At 61.4% G+C, this 13,117-nt stretch carries 11 protein-coding genes and 1 riboswitch; of the genes, 6 read left to right on the forward strand and 5 right to left on the reverse strand.

What is annotated here, in order from left to right:
* Nucleotides 1–20 precede the first annotated feature (20 nt).
* Together H7688_RS16235 and H7688_RS16240 are read right to left on the reverse strand one after the other, a co-directional pair.
* Nucleotides 21–1,589, reverse strand: coding sequence for a hypothetical protein (locus H7688_RS16235; protein WP_183362232.1), 1,569 nt, complete (start codon nt 1,587–1,589; stop codon nt 21–23).
* A 216-nt stretch (nt 1,590–1,805) separates the two neighbouring features.
* Entirely contained in the window at nt 1,806–3,107 is a 1,302-nt protein-coding gene (locus H7688_RS16240) for a fibronectin type III domain-containing protein (protein ID WP_183362233.1), read from the reverse strand.
* A 215-nt stretch (nt 3,108–3,322) separates the two neighbouring features.
* Nucleotides 3,323–3,399: riboswitch (cyclic di-GMP riboswitch) on the reverse strand.
* A gap of 177 nt (nt 3,400–3,576) precedes the next feature.
* Between H7688_RS16240 and rfbA the strand changes: the two genes are divergently transcribed.
* From rfbA to H7688_RS16270, 6 genes are all read left to right on the forward strand, one after another.
* The gene (gene rfbA, locus H7688_RS16245; protein WP_183362234.1) at nt 3,577–4,455 is read left to right on the forward strand and encodes a glucose-1-phosphate thymidylyltransferase RfbA; all 879 of its coding nucleotides are present in this window, start codon (nt 3,577–3,579) and stop codon (nt 4,453–4,455) included.
* Nucleotides 4,456–4,718: 263 nt separating this feature from the next.
* A complete protein-coding gene (gene asnB, locus H7688_RS16250) occupies nt 4,719–6,722 on the forward strand; it encodes an asparagine synthase (glutamine-hydrolyzing) (RefSeq protein WP_183362235.1) in 2,004 nt (667 codons plus the stop codon).
* A 19-nt stretch (nt 6,723–6,741) separates the two neighbouring features.
* Nucleotides 6,742–8,364, forward strand: a complete 1,623-nt coding sequence (locus H7688_RS16255; RefSeq protein ID WP_183362236.1) for a class I adenylate-forming enzyme family protein — start codon at nt 6,742–6,744, stop codon at nt 8,362–8,364.
* Nucleotides 8,361–9,356: an NAD(+) synthase gene (nadE, locus tag H7688_RS16260; protein ID WP_183362237.1), complete on the forward strand. Its 996-nt coding sequence runs from the start codon at nt 8,361–8,363 to the stop codon at nt 9,354–9,356. The genes H7688_RS16255 and nadE overlap by 4 nt, the downstream gene beginning before the upstream one ends.
* Nucleotides 9,357–9,386: 30 nt before the next feature.
* On the forward strand, nt 9,387–9,680 hold the full coding sequence (locus tag H7688_RS16265) for an acyl carrier protein (RefSeq protein WP_183362238.1): 294 nt from the start codon (nt 9,387–9,389) through the stop codon (nt 9,678–9,680).
* Nucleotides 9,681–9,727: 47 nt separating this feature from the next.
* Complete coding sequence (locus tag H7688_RS16270; protein ID WP_183362239.1) at nt 9,728–10,369, forward strand: GNAT family N-acetyltransferase; 642 nt, start codon at nt 9,728–9,730, stop codon at nt 10,367–10,369.
* A 98-nt stretch (nt 10,370–10,467) separates the two neighbouring features.
* Here H7688_RS16270 and H7688_RS16275 read toward each other — a convergent pair whose 3' ends face one another.
* The 3 genes from H7688_RS16275 to H7688_RS16285 are packed head-to-tail and all read right to left on the reverse strand — an operon-like array spanning nt 10,468 to nt 12,834.
* Nucleotides 10,468–11,286 carry a cytochrome c3 family protein gene (locus H7688_RS16275; protein WP_246329839.1) on the reverse strand — a complete coding sequence of 273 codons (819 nt, stop codon included), beginning with the start codon at nt 11,284–11,286 and terminating at the stop codon, nt 10,468–10,470.
* Nucleotides 11,283–12,389, reverse strand: coding sequence for a cytochrome b (locus tag H7688_RS16280; RefSeq protein ID WP_183362240.1), 1,107 nt, complete (start codon nt 12,387–12,389; stop codon nt 11,283–11,285). Before H7688_RS16280 ends, H7688_RS16275 begins: the two co-directional genes overlap by 4 nt.
* Before the next feature lie 25 nt (nt 12,390–12,414).
* Nucleotides 12,415–12,834 carry a QcrA and Rieske domain-containing protein gene (locus H7688_RS16285; protein WP_183362241.1) on the reverse strand — a complete coding sequence of 140 codons (420 nt, stop codon included), beginning with the start codon at nt 12,832–12,834 and terminating at the stop codon, nt 12,415–12,417.
* Nucleotides 12,835–13,117: the final 283 nt, after the last annotated feature.

Below are 13,117 nucleotides of genomic sequence, written 5' to 3' on the forward strand. Positions count from 1 at the left end.
GTGTGAAGCTGGTCGATTCGTTAGTTGAGGCTCAGTACCGGGGCAGACAGCCGTTTGCCCTCGAAGACCCCGATGTCCGGTGCGTTACCGGAGTAGGGCAGACCGACGTTGATCCCTGCATCGACAAGGTTACCGGTACCGGAAACGCTACGATAGTAGGGATCCGGACGAGTGCCGGACCCGGTTATTTGCGGTGCTACACCCTTTGTGTTGTTGCTCTGCGTTGTGCTGCTGCTGGAGTTGGCAATGTTGTTGCTGTTGCCGGTATTGTAGAACCAGTTATGGTCTACCAGGGTATTGGTCAGCGATGAGCCGATGCTGATGGGCGCCGCCGGAGTATTCATTACGAGGTTGTTCTGGATCTTCGCGCCCGACAGTGAGCCGGAAAAGCCGGAGCCGTCAATACCGCTGCCGCCCCACGGGTTCGCCGTCATGGTGTCGAAGATGTTGTTGTAAATCTCCACGTAGCTGTTGGTTCCCCGCACGAGTTGCAGTCCGTCGGCGCAGTTGTAGATGACGTTGTTGCGGAATCTCCAGTGTGAGACGCCCGAGCCAGTCGTGTAGTTGGTACTCCAAAGACCCGCTGCGATACCTTTGTTGCCGGTGATGTAGTTGTTGTAGAAGTCCAGCCAGTGATGGGAAAGCTCCTGCCCCACCGATTGAACCTGCATCTGGGAAAGATCGATGGTGTTATCGTGGATCTTGAGGTTCCAGCTGCTCCCCGAATCAAGACTCTTGGCACCGCCGTTAAGCGAGATCGACTGAAAGAAGGTCGAGTTGTAGATCTCGGAGTCCCCGGTGAAGTTGTAGGTTTCGAAGACGAAGGAGTCGGAGTAGTAGACGTTGGTCTTGATGTTGAGGTTGTAGCCTTTAAAACCCTGCAGCCACCCCGGTACGGCTTTCACGCCAGTGCCGCGTGCCGAGTAGTTCTCGTTTATGGTGACGTTGTACATCTTGAAGTTCGACAGGGCCTGCAGGTCGATTGCGCCGTAGCGGTCATCAGTGGTCTGGGTGGTCTGCGAGGTGCAATCGTCGATGTCGACGTTGTAGACCGCGTCGTTGTAGCCCCAGGCTGCGGGAGGGGTGTTGGCCGTTGTGTTGTAATCGGTCCAGTAGGTCCAACCGGCAAGCTTAATGGCGTGCGACTTCATCTTCTGGAATTTGATGTCGTGGATGGTGTTATAGTCGGTGCCCCTGAGCCAGATGCCGCAGCTCAGTGTCTTGTTGCTCCCGTTGAGGGTAAATCCGCTGATGTCGTTGTTGCCGTGCGGGACGGGGCTGGTCTGGCCGGTCTCCCGGAAGATGTAGCCGGTGCCGTAACCGCCGCTGTAGGCACTGGTGATAGTTACCAGGCTCTTGCCCGCTCCCTGGATGTTGACGCCCGGGGCGAGGTTGCAGCGGTTGTTGTCGGTGTAGTTACCGGCGTTGAGGTAAATGGTGTTTCCGGCGCTGGTGACTTTCGAGCAGGCCGTGGAAAGGGTTTTCCAGGGAGAGGTCGAACTGCCGTTGCCGGAAGTGTCGTTGCCGTTGGGATCGACGTAATAGGTGGCTGCAAAACTGGTGGATCCCAGCAGCAGGGTTGCCAGCAAGGTAAAAAAGGTAATTTTTTCGGCAAATAAGGGTTTCTTCAAACTCATCATGGTCTCCTGTAGTGCTCAAATCGATCGCTCAACCGCTCCCGGAGGAAGTGGCTGGCTCCGGCAGCCCCGGGTGGGGAGCCGGAACCAGCTTGGTTCAGCAACGACGCAGTTCTTGGCGCGAATCTACTTCATCACGCGCCTCTTGCCGGTGTGCAGCAGGGGTGGTTAGAGGAAGCTTGCCTGGACAGTATGGCCCTGGCTTATGTTGGTGAAGGTGTAGCTTGGCACCGCTCCAACCGAAACCCCGTCGACAGTTACCGAGGCGATCTTCTTCCCGGAGGCCGGGGTGATGGTCACGGTCTGAGAGCTGTTGTAGAGTGCCCAGGTGTTCCCCGGGGTGATGGTGCCGCCGGTCCCGGCCGTCGCCACGATGTTGTAGTAGCGGATGCCGAAGGTGGCGGAGATGGTGTGGTTGCCAGCCAGGTTACTGAAGGTGTAGCTGTAGCCGCCGCTGGGGATGTTGCTCGCCACGGTGGTGCCGTCCACCACCACGCTCGAGACGTAGTACCCGGTGTTCGGGGTGATGGTATAGGTCTTGGAACTCCCGGCGCTGGCGGCAGTGGCGCCTGCCGGGGTGATGCTGCCGTTGCTCCCTGCAGAGGCGGTGATGGTGTAACCTTGGGCGAAGGTGGCGTTCAGGGTATGGTCGGCATTGAGGCTACTGAAGGTATAGCTGCTGACGGCTCCTGCCGATTTCCCATCCACCTGCACGTCGGCTACCTGGTAACCGGTGGCCGGGGTGATGGCGATGGCCTGGGATCCCTGGTACTGCACCCAGGCGTCCGCTGGGGTTACGCTCCCTCCGGTGCCGGCAGTGGAGACGAGGTGGTAGGAGCGGACCGCGAAGCTCGCAGCAATGGTGTGCGATGCTGCGAGATTCGTGAACGTGTAGCTGTAGCCCAGGCCGCCGACGATATTCTTGACCACGGCGGCACCGTCCACCGTGACGCTCGCCACGTAGTACCCGGCATTCGGGGTGACGGTGTAGCTCTGGCTAACGCCCCCGGAGAGAACCGTGGTGCCGGTCGGGGAGATGCTGCCGCCAGTCCCGGCTGAGGCGGTCACGGTGCAGGTGCTGTTCTGTGTAGCGGCAGCCGGAGTGGAGTAGCTCACCTGATTTGAGTAGCCACTGACATCACCAGCTGAGCTGTAGGCGGTAACCGCGAAATAGTACGTGGTTCCGTCGTTGAGGCCGGTCAACGTGTACGAGTTGACATTGCCGAGGTCGACCCCGGTCCCGTAGCTTCCCGAGGCGGTTCCGGTGTAGAGCTTGTAGCCGCGCAGGGTGGTGAGTGGCGTGCCGTCGGAGTATGTGGCCGGGGTGCTCCAGGACAGTGCAACCTGCGCAGCCTGCGCGCTCCCCGCACCAAAAGACAGGGTGGCGGTCGTTATGCCGATGATGAAGAGGGCGAGATACGCCAGGCGGGTCAGGACCGTGAGGTTGCCATACCAGCTGCTTTTACCCATAGAATCTACTTCCTCCCTGAAAGGTCTGCCGGAATGAGGTGCTTCGCTGCTGCAACCTGCCGCTGCCGGCTTGCTTCGGCTGGACGCCGAGGCCAGTTGCTCTCTTTTGCAGTACGTGCCGCTTGTTTCATCGCTGCTCCTTTTTGCTGGCCCGCTACGGGCTGTCTGCCCTGTGGACGCAAAAATGCCGGGGCCGATATCAGTGCTGGTGATATTTCGGCAACCCGGCTGTCTCGGTGAGACCCAATAGGCTTTCCGCCACTTCCTCGCAGAAGTTTTAGTATTGTCGTGTATCGAACTATTCGTTTTTTGCGTTGGAGAGACGGTAGCACGGTTGGCGGAGAAAAGTTTGTGACGCCGGTCACCGCATCGGCTGATGCTGCAGGGGCTCTCCCGACCACCATTTCTTGACATTTGATATCTCCAATGTAGGCTTCCATGGGTGCAAAACTTCCGGTAGAGGTGCGGCATGGGCGGAATCAAAAAGGGGATCGTGTTGGCTGGAGGAGCTGGAACACGGCTCTACCCCCTGACCCTGGTTGCCAGCAAACAACTGCAGCCGGTGTACGACAAGCCTATGATCTATTACCCGCTATCGGTACTGTTCATGGCCGGGATCAGGGAGGTGCTGATCATCTCCACCCCCCAGGATCTACCGCGGTTCCAGGCCCTGCTCGGGGACGGTCGCCAGTGGGGGGTGAACTTAAGCTACTGCGAGCAACCGCAACCACGTGGCATCGCTCAAGCCTTCCTCTTGGGGGAGGAGTTCATAGCCGGCGACTCGGTCTGTCTCATCCTGGGTGACAACATCTTTTACGGCAAGATCGGCCTGGACCGGATTGTCGCCGATTTCGACCTCGGCGCAGCGGTCTTTGGGTATCCCGTCACCGATCCGCAACGCTACGGGGTAATCAGCTTCGACGCCCAGGGGAGAGTTACCGGTATCGAGGAAAAGCCAAAGCACCCGAAGTCCAACTACGCCATCCCCGGGCTGTACCTTTACGATCGCGAGGTGGTACCCATTGCCAGGTCGCTCCGTCCCTCGGCGCGTGGCGAGCTCGAGATCACGGACGTAAACCTGGAGTACCTACGCAGGGGATGCCTGCGGGTTGAGGCACTGGGGCGAGGTATCGCCTGGCTTGATACCGGTACCCACGAAAGCCTCCTGGAAGCAAGCACCTTTATCGGCACCCTCGAGGCGCGCCAAGGCCTCAAAATCGCCTGCCTCGAAGAGGTGGCCTACCGGATGGGGTACATAGACACCCCGACCATGGCGCGCACCATTTCCGGCATGCCCGCGTCCAGCTACCGTGACTATCTAGAACACGTACTGAACGAGAATCCCTGACGTCCCGGACAACCCCACCCACCCGGCGTTCAAGCCACCCGACTGCGTCTGAAAAGTCCCACCACGACAGCATACCTTGCTGTCCTGCACCACAAAAAACCCCTCCGCTCCAATTGCTAACCGAAGAGTCGTTGGTATAGTTGGTGGGGCCGTATTTGAAAGCATTAATGTGTTAATGCGTCTTGGATGTTGGAGGGCGCTTCCCCGAATAGCAGCAGCTATCGCAGGTTAGGGTGGGCCCGCGGTAGTGGGAGGAAAATTACGTGTGTGGCATTGCCGGAATAATGAGCCGCGCGATCGGTCGCGGACCCGATCTGGAACAGATAAGCGCCATGATGGCACCACTGCGACACCGCGGTCCGGACCAGTCCGGGGTCTATCTGGACCCGCACCTTGCCATGGGCAACCTGCGGCTGAGCATCATCGGCCTGGGGGATGGGATCCAGCCGATCGGTAACGAGGACGGCACCTTGTGGATCGTCTACAACGGTGAGGCCTTCAACTACCTCGAGCTCAAGGGGGAGTTGGTAGAGAAAGGGCACCGGTTTTCCACCTCAACCGATACCGAGGTGCTCCTGCATCTGTACGAGGAGTACGGAACGTCTTGCCTGCAACGCATCAACGGGCAGTTTGCCTTCGCCATCTGGGACAGCAACAAGCAGGAACTGTTTCTGGCCCGGGACCGCGTCGGTATTCGCCCGCTTTTCTACCTCGACACCCCGGAAAGGCTCTGCTTCGCCTCCGAGATAAAGGCCATTCTGGCACTTGAGGGGTCGCGGGCGCTGGACCTTGAAGCGCTTGCCGAGGTCTTCACGCTCTGGACGACCCTGCCGGGCCGCACTGTCTTCGAAGGGGTGAGAGAACTGCCACCGGGCCATTTCCTGGTGGCCCAAAAGGGAAGACCGTCGGTTCCCCAGCCCTACTGGCAGATCCCGTTCTACCCGAGCGACCCCGCGTTGCACGACCCCGAAGAGGCGGCCGAGCAGTTGCGCGAACTGCTTACCGACGCGGTCAGGCTCAGGCTGAGGGCCGACGTGCCGGTGGGGGCTTACCTGAGCGGCGGACTCGATTCGTCCATCATCGCGAGCCTGATCTCCCGGCAGGGAACCAGCCACCTGAAGACCTTTTCGCTGGGGTTCCAGGCCGCCTCCTTCGACGAGACCCGGTACCAGCGAGAGCTCATCGACCACCTCGGGACGGACAACCGCCAGGTCCTGGTGGGTAACGACGAGATCCGTGCGGCCTTCCCCGACACGGTGTGGCATTGTGAAAAGCCGATGCTGCGTACCGCACCGGTGCCGATGTTCCTGCTCTCCCGGTTGGTGCACGACGAGGGGTACAAGGTGGTCCTTTCCGGCGAGGGGGCAGACGAGATCCTTGGGGGGTACAACATCTTCAAGGAAGCCAAGATACGGCAGTTCTGGTCCCGGTACCCCGGCTCGCAGCGCCGGCCCCTGCTCCTGGAGAAACTCTATCCCTACATCTTCAGCAACCCGAGCCGCGAGCGCCACTACCTCCAGGAGTTCTTTGCGGTGCGGGATCAGGGCACGGCGTCCCCGTTCTTTTCCCACGAGATCCGCTGGGAAAACAGCCGCAAGAACCTCACCTTCCTCTCCGACGACTGCCGCAGCGAGTTGGCAGTCTACGATCCCTTGGCCCGGTTGGCGGAGACCCTGCCGGAGCACTTCGGTGAGCGCGACCTGCTGGCAAGGGCTCAGCACCTGGAGATGGAGCTCTTTCTTGGCGGGTTCCTGCTCTCTTCCCAGGGGGACCGGGTCGGCATGGCCCACTCCGTTGAAATGCGGCACCCCTTTCTCGATTACCGCGTCATCGATTTTGCCTTCAGGCTCCCGGCGCGCTGGAAGCTCAGGGGACTCAAGGAGAAGTACCTGCTCAAGCGGGCTTTCAAGGGGCTTATTCCGGAGAGCATCGGCAACCGCAACAAGCAGCCCTACCGTGCTCCGATCCGGGAGCTCTTTTCACCCTTGGCCCCCCGTGACTATGTCGACGATCTGCTCTCCGAGTCGAGCCTCAGGCAAAGTGGCTACTTCAACCCGCAAAAGGTGGCCCGGCTCTACGCGAAGTTCCTGAATACGCCGACAGGTCTCTCCAGCGAGTTCCATAACATGGCACTCATCGGAGCACTCTCCACACAGATACTGCACGAGCAGTTCGTCAAGGGTGAGCGGCTGCGCTCGCTGGGCCGACTGTCTCCGGACCGGGTGGTGCGGCGCGGCGGAGCGGACGCCGGCCCCGGTGCTCGCTGAAGAAAGAGGAGATCTGGTCATGAGCGAGAGATCGGTCCACCACCTGCTTGAGAACAGCGCACGTTTGCATCCCCAGCGGATCGCGCTGGTCCACGACAGCGAACGGGTAAGCTACGGCAGGCTGAACCAGGAGGCAAACCGCCTGGCAAGCTTTTTATTGCAACAGGGGGTGACTGCCGGAGAGCGGGTCGTAATGCTCCTGGAGAACAGCCAAAGCTACGTGGTGAGCTACTACGGGATTCTGAAAGCCCAAGCGGTTGCGGTACCGCTCAACCCGGAACTTAAGGCCGAAGGGCTTAAAGAGCTTTTGCGGGAGCTGGAGCCGCGGGTGGTGATCGTGAGCCGGAAAGCGGAGCACGCCCTCAGGGAGTGCGATCCGGACAGCCTGGGGATCTCGCTGGTCCTGGTGAAGGAACCGGGGCTTGCCTGGAGCGGAGAGCATGCCCGGATCGTCGTGTGGGAGCAGGCCCTGGAACAGGGTGAGCCGGACGACCCCAGCTACTCCGGAACGCCGGACCGGCTGGCGAGCATCATCTACACCTCCGGTTCCACGGGAAAACCGAAGGGAGTGATGCTGTCGCACCGTAACATCGTTGCCAACACCGATTCCATCGTGGCCTACCTCGGGTTGACCGAGCGGGATATCCAGATGGTGGTGCTCCCCTTGTTCTACGTGATGGGAAAGTCGCTCTTGAACACCCATGTTGCGGTGGGGGGGACGCTGGTCTTGAACAACAACTTCGCCTATCCCGCCTCGGTGATCGCCCAGATGGCGTCCGAAAGGGTAACGGGCTTCTCCGGGGTCCCGGCGACCTACGCCTACCTCTTGCACCGCTCGCCTCTGGCGGCCTTCCGGGACCGGCTCTCCGAGCTGCGCTACTGTACGCAGGCCGGCGGCCATATGTCGCGGCAGATCAAGGAACAGCTCATCCAGGTGCTGCCGCCGCACACCAGGCTCTTCGTGATGTACGGTGCCACCGAGGCCGCGGCACGGCTGAGCTACGTGGAGCCGGAGCGGCTTCGGGAAAAGATGGAATCGATCGGCAGACCGATACCCGGGGTCACCATGCGGGTGGTGGACGACCAGGGGCGCGAAGTGGCTCAGGGAGAGTCGGGGGAGCTCGTCGCCTGTGGCGCAAACATCATGCTCGGCTACTGGCGCGACCCCGAGGCGACCGCGCGGGCCCTGGACCGCAACGGCTACCACACCGGCGACCTGGGCTACCAGGATGCAGACGGCTACCTCTACGTCACCGGCCGCAAGGACGACCTGCTCAAGGTTGGCGGGCACCGCATCGACCCGCAGGAGATCGAGGACGCCCTGATGGCGAGCGGCCAGCTCCTCGAGGTCGCGGTGCTCGGCGTGCAGGACGAACTCCTGGGTAAACGGCTGGTGGCCCTGGCAGTGCCGCTTGACGCGCAGACCCCGGCGGGGACTATCTTGGCCTGCTGCCTGGACCGGCTGCCGCGCCACAAGCTCCCCGGCGAGATCCGGTTCGTCCAGGCGCTTCCCAAGTATCCCAGCAGCAAGACCGACCGACCGGGCTGCCTAGCGCTCTTTCACTCCCTGGGCGCAGACGCCGGCTCCGTGCGGCCTCAAGCAGTGCAACCCGGGGCCGCAGACGAGGAGGTACATCCATGAACGGTAGCACCCCTTTCTCCCGGCACCTTCTGCACCTCAACCCCGAACTCGAGGTTGACCGTATCTGCCGGCGTATCCGGGAACTCATGCTTTCCCAGGTCAAGCGGCGCGGCCTGGTGGTGGGACTTTCCGGCGGGATAGACTCCAGCGTCACCGCCGCCCTGGCTGCCCGGGCCCTGGGGACGGAACGGGTACTGGGTCTGGAGATGCCCGAGCGCCACTCGGCCGAGGAGAGCCTGAGACTCAGCAGCAGCGTGGCCGGCACCCTGGGGATCCAAACGGTCCGGGAGGAGATCTCGGACACCCTGGAATCGGTCGGATTTTACCGCAAGTACGAGGATGCCGTGCGCCAGGTGGTGCCGGAGTACGGGGCCGGGTGGAAATCGAAGATCGTCACGAGCGGCATCACGGCAAGTGCCACCATCACCGCCTTCTCGATCGTGGTGCAGGCCCCGGACGGCGCCCAGTTGAAAAGACGGCTCCCCTTCAAGCCCTACCTGGAGATCGTCGCAGCGACCAACTTCAAACAGCGCATCAGGAAGATGCTGGAGTACTACCATGCCGACCGGTTGCACTACGCCGTGGCCGGCACACCGAACCGCCTGGAGTACGACCAGGGGTTCTTCGTGAAGCTTGGGGACGGGGCCGCCGATCTCAAGCCGATCGCGCACCTCTACAAGACCCAGGTGTACCAGGTGGCGGAGTACCTGGGCATCCCCGAGGAGATCAGGCGCAGACGCCCGACCACCGACACCTACTCGCTCACCCAGGGGCAGGACGAGTTCTACTTTTCACTCCCTTTCGACCAGATGGACCTCTGCCTGTTCGGGAAGAACCACGCCGTGCCGGCTCTCGAGGTGGCCGCGGCGCTCGGGATCACCGAACAGCAGGTCGAACTGGTGTATCGGGACATCGACGTCAAGCGGGCCACCACACGCTACCTGCACCTGCCGCCGCTTCTGGTGGACCGGGTGGAGTGGCAGGAGGAGTGAGCTGGCCAGGAACCAAGGGAGGACACCCACATGAGACTTCAGGAGGAAATCAGGCAGTTCATCGTCGATACCTTTCTCTTCGGGGAAGATGGCGGTCTTAAAGACGACAGCTCGTTTCTCGAGGAGGGGATCGTGGATTCCACGGGGATCCTGCAGCTGGTCTCGTTTTTACAGGATAGGTACCTGATCAGCATCGAGGATGCCGAACTGATCCCGGACAATCTCGACTCGATCGGCAAGGTCTCGGCGTTTGTGCGCAACAAACGGGGCACGTTCGACTTCGAGCAGGAGGCCGCACAGGCACTCGTACCGGAACCGGCCTGAGGCAAGGTGCAGGCAGGCGCGGCAGGGCAGGGGAGAAGAGGAGAGTGATGACGAAAACGGCACGGGTCGACAACTGGCAGATCCTCAGGGAGTTAGGTCCATTCAACTCCCTGAAGCTGTTGGGCTCGCGGGTGCTTTCCCTGGACCACTACTTCGTGCTGAGGAAAAATCTCATGGCGGCCGAGCCCGAGGCTCCGGCATTGGGGGCCAAGTTTACGCTGGAGCCGATCGCCCCGTGCGACGTCCAGAGTATTCTCGACAGCCTGGAGAGCCTCACTGCAGCGGAGAAGCGGGACGTCCTGGGGTACCTGCACTTTTACCAGAGCGGCTTCAAGAACTGCTTCGTGATGCGTCGCGACGGCCAGGTGGCCTACATGCAGACGCTCATCTACCCGGAACAAAACGACCTGATCGCGAAGAAGTACCGCACCAAGTTCTACCCCCTCAAGGAGAGCCAGGTCATGGTGGAGAACGTCTTCACCTTCGTACCGTTTCGGGGGCTGGGCTGCCTGCAGGCGGGGACCGGAAAACTTTTAGACCTGGCGCGCAGCCAGGGCTACCGCTCGGCGGTCTGCTACATCAGAAAGGACCGCATCGTCTCGCTCAACGAGTTCATCAAGATGGGGTTCAAGATCACCCGGATGATGCCGGAGTACAAGGTGCTGGGGAGGGTCTGGCGGGATCTGTAGCACCGGTCTGGTCCGGTCGAGGCTGGTAACGCGAGAGCGGCTTTACCTTCAGGGAGGATAAAGCCGCTCTTTTTTTGCCGATCAGGTGACCAAGGTCGCTATTTCTCGTCGTAGGTCTTCTTCAAAAGGTGGAACAGGATCGCCAGGATGAGTGCACCGGCAACCACGATGCCGCCCACGACCTTGCGCTTGGCACGGGTCTCCTCGATGACCTTGAGGTCGCGGTCCAGTTTGGCGAGTTCGCCGTTGATCTGGGCCGACTCTCCCTGGACCTTGGTGACGCTCACCTCGTGGAACAGCGAGTGGAAGCGGTTGCGCACCGCGAAGAGGCTCTTGCCGAGCCGCTCGGTGTCGACCCCTTGGGACTGGTAGGTCTTGATCCTGCGGTCGATGCTGACGATGGAACCTTCGGTCTGCTGCATGGCGTCCCGGATCACCCGGGCCCGCTCGAAGCTGTGGCAGCGGCTGCAGGTCTTCTCGTTTATGATCGTGAGCGAGGCCCGCTGCACCGCGTGGTTGGTGTGGCAGGTCACGCAGGTGGGGCCCCCCTTACCCAGGGCACGGCCGTGGGCGCTGGCCAGGTAGTCCTTGAGGACCCCCGGATGGCAGCGCCCGCAAAAGGCCGGGATATCAGCCTCCTTGGGGGCGCCCAGAAAGCCGCGCGAGCGGTTCATCGCGTCGGCGGCATCCTTCGGGTCGCCGCCGTGGCAGGCGTTGCAGGAGATGCCGTTTTCGGCGTGCACGCTGGTGCGCCAGAGCTTCACCGGGGCGCCGAGCCGGTCGGGCAGGGAACCGTGGCACTGGATGCAGACCGTCTCGGGTTGCTCGGCCCGGGCGGAGCCGCAGAAAAGGCCCACTCCCAGGAGGACGGCGGCAGTGGCGAGGAGGGTGCGCGGGAACTTGATTCGCATCATCATGAGTAGTGCCCCCATACGGAAAGTCCGACCCAGAGCAGGAACCCGCCGAAGAAGCAGGCCAGGAACAGCGGTCGCTTGAAGGGGTTTCGTTCGGGTGAGCGGTCGATAAACGGCAGCAGTGCCAGGAAGGTCATCGCGGCGGCCTGCACCGAGAGGCCGAGCAGTTCGCTGGGGAAGATCTTGAGCGTCTGGTAGTTGGCCAGGAAGTACCACTCCGGCTTGATGTGGGCCGGGGTCTGGAAGGCGTTGGCCGGCACGAAGGCGTCCGGGGTGAACAGGAGGTTGGGGGCGAAGAAAACCACCGCCAGGAACACGGCAAAGTAAACGCTGATCGAGGTGAGATCCTGCAGGGCGTAGTTCGGGAAGAACGGGATCCCGCCGGGGTGGCTCTCGTAGCGGTAGTGCTCCGGCGACCAGTGGGTGCCGGTTTCTGTGTTGGCACCGAAGGGGGGCGTCGAGATGCCGGTCCGCTTCAGGCAGAACAGGTGGGCGCCGATGAGGCCCGCGATCACCGCGGGGATCACCCCGACGTGCAGCGCGAAGAAGCGCCCCAGGGTGGCGGGGCCGACCAGTTTGCTGCCGCGCAGGAACTCTACCAGGTAGGGTCCGACCACCGGTATGGCCGCCGCCGAGTTGGTGGCAACCGTGGTGGCCCAGAAGGAGAGCTGGCTCCAGGGGAGGAGGTAGCCGGTGAGCGAGATCCCCTGCACCAGGGTGAAGAGCATAAACCCGGTGAGCCAGTTTAATTCGCGCGGGCTCTTGTAGCTCTTCATGAACAGCGTGGAGAGCATGTGCATGATGAGTACCGCGACCATCATGTTGGAGCCCACCGCGTGGCAGAGCCGGATCAGCCAGCCGTAGGGGAGCTCGTTCATGATGTAGGTCACGCTCTTGAAGGCCTTCTCGGCGTCAGGGACGTAGTACACCAAAAGGAGCAGGCCGGTCACCACCTGTAGGGTGAAGATGACCAAAAGTACGCTCCCCAGCGAGTACCATTCGTTGATATTTTTGGGCAGCAGGTAGCCGGTGAGCTCCTGCTCCACGATCTCTTTGGCACCGATGCGCAGGTCGAGCCAGTTGTACAGCCTTTTTATCAGGGCCATGGAACCTCCGTTGGCAGGTCAGGAGTTAACCGACAGTAATCTTTCCGTTGGCGACGGAGACGGGAATCTTGGCGAGGGGTCTGGGGGGCGGCCCCGAGACCACGGTGCCGTCGGGGGTGTAGCGGCCGGCATGGCAGGGGCAGAGGAAATCCTGCTTGTCCTTTTCCCACTGTACGATGCACCCCAGGTGGGTGCAGACCGCGGAGAGGGCTACTACGGCACCGGCCGAGGTCTTCACCAGTACCGCGGAGGAACCGGCGTACTCGAAGAACTTCGCTTCGCCGGCGGGGAGATCGCTCTCGGCGAACTCGATCTTGTTGGAGCCCTGCTGGTCCGAGCGCGGAGCCAGGTAGCGGAACACCGGGTACACCACGGCGGCTGCCGCGGCAGCCGAGGCTCCCGCCAGGCACACACCGAGAAATTTTCTCCTGCCATCATTTTCCATGCTTCCTCCCGGATTGCTTGTGCAAATTGGGCTCAAGTATAGTGGTTGTTCTCGGCATTTCAAGCCACAAACTTAAATGGGCTTTTTGAGAATCTTCCAGATGGTGCACACTCACAAGGATTCGACTACTGAGTATCTTCTTTGAAACAGGTTCAGCTACAGAGGTTTGCAGCCAGATGTTGCCTGGTTCGATCCCTATGGTTGTCATGGAGGCTTGCCAGACAATCAGCCGCAATCCTGTCAGGATCATCGTAGTGACACGTAAGCCAGGACTCATGGCCGT

The sequence above is a fragment of the Geomonas limicola genome (assembly GCF_014193675.1).
GTDB classification, from domain to species: domain Bacteria; phylum Desulfobacterota; class Desulfuromonadia; order Geobacterales; family Geobacteraceae; genus Geomonas; species Geomonas limicola.